The organism is Shewanella sp. SM101 (assembly GCF_025654465.1).
GTDB classification, from domain to species: domain Bacteria; phylum Pseudomonadota; class Gammaproteobacteria; order Enterobacterales; family Shewanellaceae; genus Shewanella; species Shewanella oncorhynchi.
Genome location: NZ_JAKKRH010000011.1, coordinates 87,232 through 101,184 on the forward strand (window position 1 = coordinate 87,232; position 13,953 = coordinate 101,184).

At 48.1% G+C, this 13,953-nt stretch carries 13 protein-coding genes; 10 read left to right on the top strand and 3 right to left on the bottom strand.

Features of this window, described 5'->3' with window-relative positions; all coding sequences use genetic code 11:
* The first annotated feature begins 274 nt into the window (after positions 1–274).
* Complete coding sequence (locus tag L5M38_RS08105) at positions 275–1,216, top strand: LysR family transcriptional regulator (protein WP_263178757.1); 942 nt, start codon at positions 275–277, stop codon at positions 1,214–1,216.
* A gap of 184 nt (positions 1,217–1,400) precedes the next feature.
* On the opposite strand, the gene ettA is transcribed toward L5M38_RS08105, so the two are convergent.
* Positions 1,401–3,068 (bottom strand): energy-dependent translational throttle protein EttA, encoded by a 1,668-nt coding sequence (gene ettA, locus L5M38_RS08110; RefSeq protein WP_028761391.1) that lies wholly within the window; start codon positions 3,066–3,068, stop codon positions 1,401–1,403.
* Positions 3,069–3,257: 189 nt separating this feature from the next.
* On the opposite strand from ettA, the gene glyA reads away from it, so the two are divergent.
* The 9 genes from glyA (at position 3,258) to L5M38_RS08155 (ending at position 11,051) form a co-directional block, all read left to right on the top strand.
* Complete coding sequence (gene glyA / locus L5M38_RS08115; RefSeq protein WP_105251747.1) at positions 3,258–4,511, top strand: serine hydroxymethyltransferase; 1,254 nt, start codon at positions 3,258–3,260, stop codon at positions 4,509–4,511.
* Between the two features lie 289 nt (positions 4,512–4,800).
* Positions 4,801–5,250 (top strand): transcriptional regulator NrdR, encoded by a 450-nt coding sequence (nrdR, locus tag L5M38_RS08120; RefSeq protein ID WP_006082643.1) that lies wholly within the window; start codon positions 4,801–4,803, stop codon positions 5,248–5,250.
* Positions 5,251–5,395: 145 nt separating this feature from the next.
* Positions 5,396–6,574 carry a bifunctional diaminohydroxyphosphoribosylaminopyrimidine deaminase/5-amino-6-(5-phosphoribosylamino)uracil reductase RibD gene (gene ribD, locus L5M38_RS08125; RefSeq protein WP_263167077.1) on the top strand — a complete coding sequence of 393 codons (1,179 nt, stop codon included), beginning with the start codon at positions 5,396–5,398 and terminating at the stop codon, positions 6,572–6,574.
* Positions 6,575–6,624: 50 nt separating this feature from the next.
* Positions 6,625–7,281: a riboflavin synthase gene (locus tag L5M38_RS08130; protein WP_263167079.1), complete on the top strand. Its 657-nt coding sequence runs from the start codon at positions 6,625–6,627 to the stop codon at positions 7,279–7,281.
* Positions 7,282–7,376: 95 nt separating this feature from the next.
* On the top strand, positions 7,377–8,480 hold the full coding sequence (ribBA, locus tag L5M38_RS08135) for a bifunctional 3,4-dihydroxy-2-butanone-4-phosphate synthase/GTP cyclohydrolase II (RefSeq protein ID WP_028761388.1): 1,104 nt from the start codon (positions 7,377–7,379) through the stop codon (positions 8,478–8,480).
* Positions 8,481–8,610: 130 nt separating this feature from the next.
* Positions 8,611–9,090 carry a 6,7-dimethyl-8-ribityllumazine synthase gene (gene ribE, locus L5M38_RS08140; protein ID WP_006082639.1) on the top strand — a complete coding sequence of 160 codons (480 nt, stop codon included), beginning with the start codon at positions 8,611–8,613 and terminating at the stop codon, positions 9,088–9,090.
* Positions 9,091–9,101: 11 nt separating this feature from the next.
* The gene (nusB, locus tag L5M38_RS08145; protein WP_006082638.1) at positions 9,102–9,506 is read left to right on the top strand and encodes a transcription antitermination factor NusB; all 405 of its coding nucleotides are present in this window, start codon (positions 9,102–9,104) and stop codon (positions 9,504–9,506) included.
* A gap of 78 nt (positions 9,507–9,584) precedes the next feature.
* A complete protein-coding gene (gene thiL / locus L5M38_RS08150; RefSeq protein ID WP_263167211.1) occupies positions 9,585–10,541 on the top strand; it encodes a thiamine-phosphate kinase in 957 nt (318 codons plus the stop codon).
* Positions 10,542–10,556: 15 nt separating this feature from the next.
* Positions 10,557–11,051 (top strand): phosphatidylglycerophosphatase A, encoded by a 495-nt coding sequence (locus tag L5M38_RS08155; protein WP_263167081.1) that lies wholly within the window; start codon positions 10,557–10,559, stop codon positions 11,049–11,051.
* 143 nt (positions 11,052–11,194) lie between these two features.
* On the opposite strand, the gene recN is transcribed toward L5M38_RS08155, so the two are convergent.
* Positions 11,195–12,853, bottom strand: coding sequence for a DNA repair protein RecN (gene recN / locus L5M38_RS08160; protein WP_263167082.1), 1,659 nt, complete (start codon positions 12,851–12,853; stop codon positions 11,195–11,197).
* Between the two features lie 128 nt (positions 12,854–12,981).
* The gene (locus tag L5M38_RS08165) at positions 12,982–13,944 is read right to left on the bottom strand and encodes an AEC family transporter (RefSeq protein WP_263178758.1); all 963 of its coding nucleotides are present in this window, start codon (positions 13,942–13,944) and stop codon (positions 12,982–12,984) included.
* Positions 13,945–13,953: the final 9 nt, after the last annotated feature.

Below are 13,953 nucleotides of genomic sequence, written 5' to 3' on the forward strand. Positions count from 1 at the left end.
TGGGGCTCACTTATAGTCACAGGGTGAAAGAGTAAAAGGTTCGATTTAGCATTCATTGATTTGCAGCTGCTGCAAAAAGTGAGTTAAGTATAGGTTGCAATAATCAATAGATAAATGCGAGTATCTGCCCATATTTGTTGCATTAATCGGACGAATAGCTGCGTGTACTATTGCACTCTTAGTTATTAGCTATTAACTATATAGCTATTAGTTATGTGGGTACGCGAGTATGTCATTGAGCCTTCGAATGATTGAATGTGAGTGGAGATAAATCATGGATAGACTCGAAGCGGCTAAGGTGTTTGTGACTATTGTTGAGCGCGGCAGCATGATCAGCGCCGCCAATGCCTTAGATATGTCGCGTTCTATGGTGACCCGTTACTTGAGCGAAATGGAAGAATGGTCTGGTGCTAGGTTGCTGCATCGTTCGACGCGTAGCCTCAGCTTAACGCCCGCGGGTGAGCAAGTGCTGGACTATTGCCATCGGCTGCTCGAACTGGCTAACGAAGTGCCTGCGGTAAGCCACGCCGCTGTGGCGATTCCGCGGGGCTTGTTGCGTATTAGTTGCTCCCAGTTTTTGGCGCATCAGATTTTAGCGCCCGTGGTACAGCAATATTTAGCCAGTTATCCGCAGGCGAGCGTGAATTTCCACGTGAGCAGCCAAACCGTCGATTTAGTCGCCGAGCGTATTGATCTGGCTATTCGCATCACCAATGAACTCGATCCCAATCTTATCGCTAGACGCTTAGGGGAGTGTGAGTCTGTGGTGTGCGCCGCACCGAGTTATCTTGCCGCGCGCGCCGCCGTGCTGCATCCCGAGGATTTAACTCAGCATAACTGTTTAACCTATTCTTATTTTGGCGATGTGATGTGGCGCTTTTATAAAACCGATGTAGGGGCGAAACAGGCTCAGGCGCTTAACTCCGATCCTAAGTCAAACCAAGGTCAGGTATTTAACGTGCCGGTGAATGGGAATTTCAGCGCCAATGATTCCATGGTGGTGCTTAATTCCACGCTGGCTGGTGAGGGAATTGCTATGCAGCCGGTTTGGGCGGCGAAACCCTATTTAGACTCGGGTCAGCTAGTGCCTTTATTAACTGAGTTTAAGCCTCAGTCCCTCGGTGTGTATGGCGTGTATCAATCCCGCAAACACATGCAGCCTGCACTTAGGGTGATGATGGACATGCTGGTGGCCTACTTTGCCAGCTTGAATTGAAATAGTGTTAGTTTGAAATAGTGCCAGTTTAAAATAGTGTTAGCTTGAAATAGTGCCAAAGCTTGCGGCACTTATAGCGTAACGGGATGCCATAAAAAAGGAGCTTAACCCTTTCGAGTTAAACTCCTCAGATACATGCTTGACTAGATTCTAGATTCTAGATTCTAGATTCTAGATTCTAGATCTACTTAATCATCCGCTTGTATTTCAAGCGGTGTGGCTCAACCACATCGGCGCCATAGGTGTTCTTCAACCATGCCGAGTATTCTGTGTAGTTACCTTCGTAGAAGTTCACTTGACCTTCGTCGCGATAATCCAGAATGTGGGTCGCGATACGGTCGAGGAACCAACGGTCATGCGAAATCACCATAGCGCAACCTGGGAATTCCAGAATCGCTTCTTCCAGTGCGCGCAGGGTTTCAACGTCTAAGTCGTTGGTGGGTTCGTCGAGGAGTAATACGTTACCGCCCGCTTGCAGCAGTTTGGCTAAATGCACGCGGTTACGTTCACCACCAGATAAAGTACCGATGACTTTTTGCTGATCGCCACCACGGAAGTTGAAGCGGCCTACATAGGCGCGGCTCGGAATTTCCATGTTGTTGATACGCATGATGTCTTGACCACCGGAGATTTCTTCCCAAATGGTGTTCTTATCATTCATCGAATCGCGGAACTGCTCAACCGAGGCCAGTTGCACAGTATCACCCAGCTCAATGCTGCCGCTGTCTGGCTTTTCTGCGCCGGATAACATGCGGAACAGCGTCGATTTACCCGCGCCGTTGGCGCCGATAATGCCGACGATCGCGCCCTTAGGCACAGAGAACGACAGGTTGTCGATCAAAACGCGGTCACCGTAAGATTTGGTCAGGTTATTCACTTCAATAACCTTGTCACCTAAACGTGGTCCGGGCGGAATAAACAGCTCGTTAGTTTCGTTACGTTTTTGGTAATCGTTAGTGTTCAGTTCTTCAAAGCGCGCCATACGGGCCTTGCCCTTTGACTGGCGGCCTTTCGCGCCTTGACGTACCCATTCCAATTCCTTGGCAATGGTCTTTTGGCGAGCGCTTTCGGTGGCTGATTCTTGCTTCAGACGGGCATCTTTCTGCTCAAGCCATGAAGAATAGTTACCTTCCCACGGAATACCTTCACCGCGGTCGAGTTCTAAAATCCAGCCAGCAGCATTGTCGAGGAAGTAACGGTCATGGGTAATCGCGACCACAGTACCAGCATATTCCTGCAGGAAGTGCTCAAGCCACGCCACAGATTCAGCATCCAAGTGGTTGGTCGGTTCGTCCAGTAACAGCATTTCTGGTTTTTCAAGCAGCAAGCGACAAATCGCCACGCGGCGACGTTCACCACCGGATAATACTTCGATTTTCTCATCCCAATCTGGCAGACGCAGGGCGTTGGCGGCGCGCTCAAGGACGTACTCTAAGTTATGGGCATCTTGGGCTTGGATAATGGCTTCGAGTTCGCCTTGCTCTTTTGCAAGGGCGTCGAAATCGGCATCCGGCTCGGCGTAGGCGGCATAAACGGCATCGAGGCGAGTCAGGGCATTTTTTGCCTCTGCTACCGCTTCTTCAATCGCTTCACGCACGGTTTGATTCGGATCGAGTTTAGGTTCCTGCGGCAGGTAACCGATTTTCAATCCCGGCATTGGGCGCGCTTCACCTTCAATTTCGGTGTCGATACCCGCCATAATGCGCAGTAGTGTCGACTTACCTGAACCGTTGAGGCCGAGTACGCCAATTTTGGCGCCGGGGAAAAAGCTTAAAGAAATATCTTTAAGGATCTGCTTCTTAGGCGGAACAATTTTACCCACCCGCAGCATGCTGTAAACAAACTGAGCCATTTTTCTCTATCTTAAGTGACTAATGATGCGGCTAATTCTACTCGATTGCGCGCCGAACTCAACTCGACAATGAGCCAAGTTCAAGCACTATCTGCAGGAATTTCATGTTTCAAATACTGGGATTGTGACCGCGTTCCGAGTAGAATACCGCGCAACCCTACCTATAAGAATTGGCAGCTGGAGTAAGCAATGCTGAAAAAAGATATGAATATCGCAGATTATGATCCGGAACTGTTTAACGCAATTCAGAATGAAACTCTGCGTCAAGAAGAGCATATTGAGCTGATTGCTTCTGAAAACTACACCAGTCCACGCGTGATGGAAGCGCAAGGTTCACAGTTAACCAATAAGTACGCTGAAGGCTATCCAGGCAAGCGTTACTACGGTGGTTGTGAGTATGTGGACGTAGTTGAAACCTTAGCGATTGAACGTGCTAAACAACTGTTTGGCGCAACTTACGCTAACGTACAACCTCATTCAGGTTCACAGGCAAACAGCGCTGTTTACATGGCATTGTTAAAACCTGGCGATACCGTACTGGGCATGAACTTAGCTCATGGTGGTCACTTGACCCACGGTTCACCGGTTAACTTCTCTGGCAAACTGTACAACATCATTCCTTACGGTATCGACGAGTCTGGCAAAATTGACTACGACGAGATGGAACGTATTGCCTTAGAACACAAGCCTAAGATGATGATCGGCGGTTTTTCTGCCTATTCAGGTATCGTTGACTGGGCAAAAATGCGTGAAATCGCAGACAAAATAGGTGCTTATTTATTTGTCGATATGGCACACGTTGCCGGTCTTATTGCTGCGGGCGTTTATCCAAACCCAGTACCACACGCGCACGTTGTGACATCTACGACCCACAAAACCTTAGCGGGTCCCCGTGGTGGCGTGATCCTATCTGCTGCTGACGATGAAGACTTGTATAAGAAGTTGAACTCTGCTGTATTCCCTGGTGGTCAAGGTGGTCCATTGATGCACGTTATCGCCGGTAAAGCGGTGGCGTTCAAAGAAGCCCTAGAGCCAGAATTTAAAGTTTACCAACAGCAAGTGGTTAACAACGCTAAAGCTATGGTTGAAGTGTTCCTTGAGCGCGGTTACAAAATCGTCTCTGGCGGAACCAGCAATCACTTGATGCTAGTTGATCTGATTGGTCGTGACTTAACGGGTAAAGAAGCCGATGCCGCCTTAGGTAGCGCTAACATTACTGTGAACAAAAACTCAGTGCCAAACGACCCACGTTCACCCTTTGTGACCTCAGGTGTGCGTATCGGTACGCCAGCGATTACGCGCCGCGGCTTTAAAGAAGCGGAATCGAAAGAGCTGACTGGCTGGATTTGTGACATCCTTGATGATGCAAGTAATCCTGCAGTGATTGAGCGTGTTAAGGGCCAAGTACTGGCACTGTGTGCACGTTTCCCTGTTTACGGCTAATTTGCCTATGCATCTACGCTTAGTAGATGAAGGGCCGAGATTGACCGCCGACTGACTTGATACTTATAACATCAGGCACTTAGCATCAGGTACTTAACATCAAGTAGTTAACATTAGGTTGTTAAGCTCAGGTAGTTAACCTCAGCCCATAAATAGGATAAAATCCCATGGCCGCATTTAGCGGCCATTTTTATTGGTAAAATCTTAGGCTTAAATCTATTGTGTTTGGCTGAGATTTTAACAGGTAAAGCCATTAACGCTTTACTCGCATTCACTGGCAGGAGGCTCAATGCATTGTCCATTTTGCAGCGCGACAGATACTAAAGTCATCGATTCCCGATTAGTGGCAGAAGGCCACCAAGTGCGCCGTCGCCGAGAATGCACCGAATGTCATGAAAGATTTACCACCTTCGAAGGCGCCGAATTAGTCATGCCTAGGGTGATTAAGCGCGATGGTTCACGCCAACCCTTTGATGAAGAAAAACTCCAAGGTGGCATGTTGCGCGCCGTTGAAAAACGCCCCGTGTCTATGGATGAAATCGAGCAAGCACTCAGCAAAATCAAGTCTACCCTGCGCGCCACTGGCGAGCGGGAAGTGCCGTCAGAAATGGTGGGTAACTTAATGATGGAGCAATTGATGAGCCTAGATAAAGTCGCCTACATACGTTTCGCTTCTGTGTACCGCGCCTTTGAAGACGTGTCTGAATTTGGCGAAGCCATCGCCAAGCTGCAAAAGTAGTTATTCGATTTTTGTGGCTAGTCTATCGGTGTTTGGTTGCGCTAGCTTTAAAAGAGGCTTTTGATTAATAGCTTCTGCAAGACAGGTTTTAAAAACAGATTTGCAAGACTGGTGAAAGCCGAAACCTTTAACAACAGGGTTGAACATGAGCTTGAACATAAGTTGGTCCGTACTCGATACCCAAATGATGAGCCGCGCGATTCAATTGGCGCGCAAAGGCTTTTACACCACTAGACCCAATCCCAGTGTGGGCTGCGTTATCGTTAAAGATAACCAAATCATTGGTGAAGGTTATCATCAAAAAGCGGGTGAGCCCCACGCCGAAGTGCATGCGCTACGTATGGCTGGCGAACGCGCCCGCGGCGCAACGGCCTATGTCACTTTAGAGCCCTGCAGCCATTATGGCCGCACGCCGCCCTGCGCCTTGGCGCTGATCAATATTGGCGTTAAACGTGTGGTGGTCGCGGTGGAAGATCCTAATCCGCAAGTAGGTGGTCGTGGCATTCAAATGCTGCGTGACGCCGGTATTGAAGTGGATGTGGGATTACATCGCGATGAAGCCTATGCCTTGAATGTAGGCTTTATGAAGCGGATGGAATCGGGTTTACCCAGAGTTACAGTAAAATTGGCTGCGAGTCTCGATGGTAAAACCGCGCTGTCTAACGGTGTGTCTAAATGGATAACTGGTCCAGAATCTCGTCGCGACGTGCAGCGATTACGTTTACGTTCTTGTGCACTGGTCACGGGGATCGAAACCATACTGGCAGACGCTCCTTTACTTAATGTGCGTTATCAGGAACTTGGCAGCTTAAAAGACAGTGTAACCGAGGCGCAATTACTGCAGCCATTAAGAGTGATACTCGACAGCCGTGCCCGTTTGCCGTTATCGGCCGCCTGCTTGGCTATCGTATCGCCCATACTCTTGGTCTCGACCGTGGCTTATCCCACAGAGTTTCAAGCACAATTGCCCTCCCATGTGAGTTGCCTCGTGTTACCTGCAATTGCAGGTCGCGTCTCATTGCCTGAACTATTAAGCTATTTAGGCCAAAGCTGTAATCACGTGCTGGTGGAAGCGGGTGCAACCTTAGCGGGCGCATTTTTAGCGCAGGGGCTGGCCGATGAGTTAGTGCTATACCAAGCGATGAAAATCCTCGGTGGGCATGGGCGTAATTTGCTGCAATTGCCCGATTATCAAACCATGGCACACATTCCTGCACTCACTTTGGTCGATGAGCGCAAATTAGGGCCAGATACCCGTTTAACTTTGAGTGTTATGCTTGATACCTCTTTATCTAAATCGAATTGGAGCAAGATAACCGTTTAACCTTGAGTCTTATGCCTTATTACTTCTTTATTTAATTAAGTGAGTTAACCATGTTTACTGGGATTATTGAAGCCGTTGGCACCCTGCGCAAACTGGAGCGTAAAGGCGATGATATTCGTCTTACCGTGGCGAGCGGCAAACTGGATTTAAACGATGTGCGTTTAGGCGACAGTATTGCTACCAACGGTGTGTGCTTAACGGTTGTGCAGCAATTAGCAGACGGTTATGTGGCTGATGTCTCTGCTGAAACCGTGAGTCTAACCGGGTTTGCCAACTATAAAGTGGGCACTAAGGTGAATCTTGAAAAGGCCGTTACCCCAACCACACGCTTAGGCGGCCATATGGTCAGCGGCCATGTAGACGGTATTGCTGTGGTTGAACAACGCCTAGTGCGTGGTCAAGCTATCGAGTTTTGGTTAGCCGCCCCCGCAGAGCTTGGGCGTTATATTGCCCATAAAGGTTCCATCACCATTGATGGCGTGAGTCTGACGGTTAACGAAGTGGACGGCAGTCGATTCCGCTTGACCATAGTGCCGCATACCGCAGGTGAAACCACGTTAATCGACCTGCAAGCGGGCGATAAGGTGAATATCGAAGTGGATTTAATCGCCCGTTATCTTGAACGTTTGATGAATTATGATGGCAAAGACAGCAAGAGCGGTGGCGTCACCATGGAAATGTTAGCCCGTGCCGGCTTTGTGCGTTAGTGCACAGGAGCAGATTATTTAACTTAAGCTTATCGGCAGCTTAGGTTATTTAGGTATAGAATTTCATAATAACAGCAAAATCATAAGGTCCTACAATGGCGCTGCACAGTATAGAAGAGATCATCGAAGATATTCGTCAAGGCAAAATGGTTATTTTGATGGATGACGAAGACAGAGAAAACGAAGGTGATTTGATCATGGCGGCCGAAATGGTCACGCCAGAAGCGATTAACTTTATGGCGAAATATGGCCGTGGGCTCATTTGCCAGACCATGACTAAAGCCCGTTGCCAGCAGTTAAATCTACCCTTAATGGTGACGAATAATAACGCCCAGTTCTCGACTAACTTTACGGTTTCTATTGAAGCGGCAGAAGGTGTGACTACCGGTATTTCGGCCCACGATCGCGCTGTAACGGTGAAAGCGGCTGTGGCTAAAGAGGCTAAAGCGTCTGATTTAGTGCAACCAGGGCACATCTTCCCGCTAATGGCACAGGACGGCGGCGTATTAACCCGCGCAGGCCACACTGAAGCTGGCTGTGATTTAGCCCGTCTTGCGGGACTTGAGCCATCGGGCGTTATCGTTGAGATTTTGAACGAAGACGGCACTATGGCCCGTCGCCCAGATTTAGAGATTTTCTCCGAGTTGCATGGCATCAAAATCGGCACTATTGCGGCTTTAATCGAGTATCGCAACACCAAAGAAACCACGGTTGTGCGTGAAGCTAAATGCAAACTACCGACCCGTTTCGGCGAGTTCGACATGGTGACCTTCAGAGACACTATCGACAATCAACTGCACTTTGCCTTAGTCAAAGGTGAGGTGAAAGAAGATTGTTTGGTGCGCGTGCATTTGCAAAATACCTTCAACGATTTACTCCACTCAGAGCGCGATCAGCAACGCAGCTGGCCACTCGAAAAGGCAATGGAGCGTATTTCTGCAGAAGGTGGTGTATTGGTTTTACTCGGGAATCAAGAACATCCCTGTGAAATCCTCTCTAAGGTGAAAGCCTTTGAAGCCGAAGATCAAGGCCAAGCGCCTGCTTCTGCAAAATGGCAGGGGACATCGCGCCGAGTGGGTGTGGGTTCGCAAATCCTCGCTAGCCTTGGCGTGACTAAGATGCGCCTGCTCAGCTCGCCTAAACGCTACCATTCACTTTCAGGCTTTGGCCTTGAAGTGACTGAGTATGTGGCGGACTGAAACCCAAAGTTACACTGAAGTAAAATTAACAATTTCTGATAATTTGCATAGGGCTCTGGGCAATTGGCTGTGATATCATGTCGCCACTTTTCGCCCCGAGCTGGGTGCTTTAGCTAAATTAGGTAAGATAATGAACGTAGTTCAAGGTAATATCGAAGCGAAAAATGCCAAAGTTGCGATTGTAATTTCGCGTTTCAACAGCTTTTTAGTTGAGAGCTTGCTTGAAGGTGCACTTGACACGCTGAAACGTTTTGGCCAAGTCAGCGACGACAATATCACTGTTGTCCGTGTACCAGGTGCGGTTGAGTTGCCGCTAGCTGCGCGTCGCGTAGCTGCCAGTGGTAAATTCGACGGTATTATCGCATTAGGTGCGGTGATCCGTGGTGGTACTCCTCATTTTGATTTTGTTGCAGGCGAATGTAATAAAGGTCTAGCTCAAGTTGCTTTAGAATTTGATCTGCCTGTTGCTTTCGGTGTTTTGACCACTGATACCATTGAACAAGCGATTGAACGTTCAGGTACCAAAGCGGGTAACAAAGGCGGCGAAGCTGCTTTAAGCCTGCTTGAAATGGTCAATGTTCTGCAAGAACTTGAACAACAGTTGTTATAGTAGGAAAAATAATGAAGCCTTCTGAGCGCCGCAAGGCCCGCCGTTTAGCCGTTCAAGCCATCTATTCATGGCAACTAAGCGGGAATAATATTGCCGATGTCGAGCATGAGTTTTTAACTGAACAAAGTCTCGACGGTGTTGATGTAGCTTATTTTCGTGAGCTATTTTCAGGCGTTGCAACGAAGAAAACCCAATTGGATGAGCTGATCATCCCGCATCTGGAACGCCCGATTGATGAAGTGTCTCCAGTAGAGAAAGCCATAGTTCGTTTAGCGACCTATGAGCTGACTTTCCGTAAAGATGTGCCATACAAGGTCGCGATTAACGAAGCGATTGAGTTGGCAAAAGCTTTCGGTGCGGACGAGAGTCATAAGTTTGTGAACGGACTGCTCGACAAACTGGTTGCACGCAAGTAATAAAGACAAACGGTATCTTAGGATACCGTTTTTCATTGCTAACAAAGGTGGCCGATGTAAGTCGTGCCAAACTGTACAGTGAAAGAATTCCAATTAATTGAATGTTATTTTAGCAACCGCGGCCCCACTCGCCGTGATGTGAAGCTTGGCATCGGTGACGATTGCGCTTTAGTGCAACCCGCAGAAAACAAGTCGATCGCTATCTCCTGTGACACCTTAGTTGAAAATGTCCATTTCTTCCCCGACATGCCTCCCGCTGCCTTAGGTTACAAAGCCTTAGCGGTAAATTTATCTGATCTGGCTGCCATGGGTGCTGAACCTGCGTGGATGACGCTTGCCTTGACGTTACCCGCAGTCGATGAAACTTGGCTCAGTGGTTTTAGCGAAGGTTTATTTGAAGCGGCCGATTACTATGGTATCGCCTTAATTGGCGGCGATACGACGCGTGGCCCACGGGCGATTAATATCACAGTGCACGGCCAAGTCCCACAGGGGAAGGCCCTCACGCGTCATGGTGCTAAAGCCGGTGATTGGATTTATGTTACGGGCACGCTCGGAGATTCGGCCTTAGGTCTGGATATCATTCGCGGCGCGCAGCAGGCCAGAGCCGAGCATAAAGAATTCCTGATTAATCGCCATTATCGTCCAACACCAAGAGTCTTAGCGGGCCAAGCTTTGCGTTCGCTTGCCTCCAGTGCAATCGACCTTTCCGACGGGTTTATCTCGGATATCGGTCATGTGCTTAAGGCTTCGGCAGTCGGTGCTGTGGTGGACGTTAATTGCATCCCGCTTTCACGGGCGATGCAAGATACCGTCAGCGAGGAGCATGCCTTAGGTTATGCGCTTACGGGGGGCGAAGATTATGAACTGCTGTTCACCGTTCCTGAGGCGCAAAAAGGTGCGCTTGAGACAGCGTTGAGCCATGCAGGAGCAAAGTTTGTTCGCGTTGGACAAATTTGTGCGGGCAGTAAGCTCAAGTTGCAACTCAATGGCGAACCGTTTACACCGCCTTATCACGGTTTCGAGCACTTTTAAGCGAAGAGCATGTTAATGAAATGGTTGTCAAAGGATCAGGTGCTAACGCGCCTGTCATTAAAAAATCCTGTCCACTTTTTGGCACTCGGATTTGGTAGCGGACTCGCCGCTAAAGCGCCCGGAACCTTTGGTACCTTAGCTGCTATTCCCCTCTATTTATTGATGGCGCCATTACCGCTCACTTGGTATATCGGCTTAACCTTAGTGGGTGTATTCGCAGGATTTTATATCTGTGGTAAAGCGGCGCAAGACATGGGTGTTCACGATCACGGTGCGATTGTGTGGGATGAAGTGGTTGGGCTACTGATCACTATGATAGCGGCACCAGCAGGTTGGGGTTGGTTGTTAGTCGGCTTTGGTCTATTTCGCTTTTTCGACATTATCAAACCTTGGCCTATTCGATGGCTCGATGCCAAAGTTCATGGTGGCTTTGGCATTATGATTGACGATGTCTTAGCGGGCGTGTTTTCGTTTATTTGTCTGCAAGGGCTAGTCTGGTATGTTAGCTAACATTTTCGCTAGTCTGACATGATAGCTAATCTAACTTGTTAGTTAACATGGGCAACAACTAACCCTTACTCTTGATTTTGCATTTTTTTGATTGAAGCTTGATTGAAGGGATTCGCTGCTTATCCCTTTTCTGCTCGATTTTATTATTGCAGCAGTTCCCTTGCGTTCGCTAGGGTATTGCTGGTGATAGTATCACCACCTAACAGTCTTGCAAGCTCTTGGATACGCTGCTCACGATCGAGCGATTTCATTGTGGTCTCAGTACTGCCTGCCTTATTAAATTTATCGACGAACATGTGTTGATGACCATTGCCCGCAACTTGCGGCAAGTGAGTCACGCACAGTACTTGGGTCGATTCCCCTAAGCTGCGTAACATGCGGCCCACCACTGCGGCGGTGGGGCCAGAAATCCCGACATCCACCTCATCGAAAATTAATGTCGGTGTGGCAACTTTTTTCGCGGTAATCACTTGGATCCCTAATCCTATGCGTGAAAGCTCACCGCCAGACGCGACTTTCGAAATCGGTTGTAAAGGTTGGCCAGGGTTAGTGGTGACCATAAATTCAATATTATCACTGCCGTTGGCTGACATTTGCTCTGGGTGGAAATTGACTTCGATAGTAAATTTACCCTTTGGCATATTCAGTTCGTGGATTGACTGAGTCACGAGTTTGTCGAGTTCTTTGGCATATCTAGCCCGGCTTTGGCTGAGTTTTTGTGCGTTGCTAAGGTAAGCGGCTCTGCTAGCATCGACCTGTAGTTGAATTTCTTCAAGTTTACTTTCGTCACTGTCTAAGGTGCTCAGCTCTGCCTTTAATGCCAAATTATGTTCGGCTAGTTTATTTGGGCTGACATGGTGTTTACGCGCCAGTTGCATGGCTTTTGATAGCCGTTCTTCTAAATAGGCAAAGTGGGTTGGATCGAGTTCAAGCTTACTCAAATAGTGCTGTAATTCGCCTGCACTTTCTTGCACTTGGATTAAGGCATCATTGAGCATAGTGTTGATATTGCTTAATGCAGGATCGTAGCTTTGCAGATCTTCGGCGAGGGAAACGACTCGATTAAGCAGCGACTCTATATTGTTCTCTTCGCCTTCAGTGAGTATATCTAAGCTCGCCTGACAGGTATCAATCAACTCAGTGCCATTAGCCAGACGTTTGTGCTCTTGCTCAATCTCATCGAACTCATCAACTTTAAGATCAAACTCATCGAGTTCTTCTACTTGATATTGCACTAATTGCTTACGGGCAATACGTTCATGCTGTGAGGCTTCGAGTTGTTTTAGATCGGCCTCAATTTGCTTGCAGCGTTGAAAGCTAGCGGCAACCGTATCGATAAGCAATCTGTGGTTGGCATAACTGTCGAGCAGGGTGAGTTGATGTTCACTTTTTAACATTGCATGGTGGGCATGTTGGCCGTGAATACCAATAAGTAACTGACCCAGTAATTTTAGCTGCGTCAGCGGCACTGGATTACCATTGATGTAGGCGCGTGAACGGCCATCGCTACCAATAGTTCGACGTAGAATGCACTCATCATCGAGTTCAAGATCGTTATCTTCTAACCAACGTTTTGCCAGTGGAATATCATCCAAGGAAAAGCGGGCGCTGACCTCGGTTTTATTGGCTCCGGGACGAACACTGCTGGCATCGGCGCGATTGCCTAGGCATAGGCCTAGCGCATCGATGGCAATCGATTTACCCGCACCGGTCTCACCTGTGATGCTGGTCATACCGGGGCGAAAATCCAGTTCTAAAAAACGGACGATAGCGAAGTTATTAATGCTGAGTTGGCAAAGCATAGTGAATTCCTGTCGAAAAACATACTAAACCACTGTATTGATAAACAGTATATACTGATTTTATATACAGTAAAGTGGCTTGGGTAAATAATCGGCATTATCGGTAGTAAATATTTTTAATTAACTGATTATGCATAGATTCTTACTAATCTTTCTAAGATAGGCAAACTGAAGAAAGTGACTAAGGTACCAAATAGAATACCTTGAGCACTGGTAGAAGCCTGAGTGTTATAACGCTGGGCAAGTAAGTACACGCTAGCCGCGGTGGGCAGTGCGCTCAAGATCACGCCCATGATCAGGTAGTCACTACTTACTCCAAAACGGTTAAGCATAAAGTAGACGAGTGCAGGTTGGATAGCCAGCTTGAAGAGGTTGATAAGGCTCAGTTCGATAAAATTCTTGGGGCTAAATACGCTGCTATCTTTCTGGTAGCGCATCGCTTTGGCGAGTACCATGCCGATAGCAAATAGGGCGCAGGGGCTTGAGGTATTGCCTATTTGCTGGATCATTAGCGCCAGCCCTGACGGCAGTTTTATCTCTAGCGCCGAAATGCCGACGCCAATTAAGCTACCAATAACGATAGGGTTTTTACCGACCGCCATTGCCATTATGACTAAGGCGTGGTGTTGTCTTTGGGTGTTAGTGGCCAGTTCCATCGAGACTAAGGCGACGGCAAACATCAGCACGGATAATAAGCTGGCAATCGCGGCGGCGACTAAGGCACTTTGTTGCTGCGGAAAGAGGATGATGAGTAGTGGAATACCAATAAATGCCGTATTACCAAAGGTGGCATTGAGGGCTCGAATGGCGGCAACTGCATGCTGTTTAGGGTTAGCAATCAGCGAGAATCCAAGGCAGACAAGATAAGTGATCACCATAGCCGTGCTGTAGCCCGCAATAAATCCCCATTGCAAAATTTCATCAATCGGCTGCTGGGCGAGGGCGATAAGCATGATTGCAGGGAACGCAATGTAGTAGACATATTGGTTCAGCACTTGATCCGTATCGACGGGCAAGAGTTTTAGTTTTTGCACAAGTGTGCCGAGCAACATGATCCCGAAGACGGCAAACAGAGGGGTTAAAATGGTCATTTCCCTCAC

Bases quoted from the DNA above. Each gene is read 5' to 3' on its own strand.
- L5M38_RS08105 (WP_263178757.1), top strand. From the start codon at position 275: ATGGATAGACTCGAAGCGGCTAAGGTGTTTGTGACTATTGTTGAGCGC.
- ettA (WP_028761391.1), bottom strand. From the start codon at position 3,068: ATGGCTCAGTTTGTTTACAGCATGCTGCGGGTGGGTAAAATTGTTCCG.
- glyA (WP_105251747.1), top strand. From the start codon at position 3,258: ATGCTGAAAAAAGATATGAATATCGCAGATTATGATCCGGAACTGTTT.
- nrdR (WP_006082643.1), top strand. From the start codon at position 4,801: ATGCATTGTCCATTTTGCAGCGCGACAGATACTAAAGTCATCGATTCC.
- ribD (WP_263167077.1), top strand. From the start codon at position 5,396: ATGAGCTTGAACATAAGTTGGTCCGTACTCGATACCCAAATGATGAGC.
- L5M38_RS08130 (WP_263167079.1), top strand. From the start codon at position 6,625: ATGTTTACTGGGATTATTGAAGCCGTTGGCACCCTGCGCAAACTGGAG.
- ribBA (WP_028761388.1), top strand. From the start codon at position 7,377: ATGGCGCTGCACAGTATAGAAGAGATCATCGAAGATATTCGTCAAGGC.
- ribE (WP_006082639.1), top strand. From the start codon at position 8,611: ATGAACGTAGTTCAAGGTAATATCGAAGCGAAAAATGCCAAAGTTGCG.
- nusB (WP_006082638.1), top strand. From the start codon at position 9,102: ATGAAGCCTTCTGAGCGCCGCAAGGCCCGCCGTTTAGCCGTTCAAGCC.
- L5M38_RS08155 (WP_263167081.1), top strand. From the start codon at position 10,557: ATGAAATGGTTGTCAAAGGATCAGGTGCTAACGCGCCTGTCATTAAAA.
- recN (WP_263167082.1), bottom strand. From the start codon at position 12,853: ATGCTTTGCCAACTCAGCATTAATAACTTCGCTATCGTCCGTTTTTTA.
- L5M38_RS08165 (WP_263178758.1), bottom strand. From the start codon at position 13,944: ATGACCATTTTAACCCCTCTGTTTGCCGTCTTCGGGATCATGTTGCTC.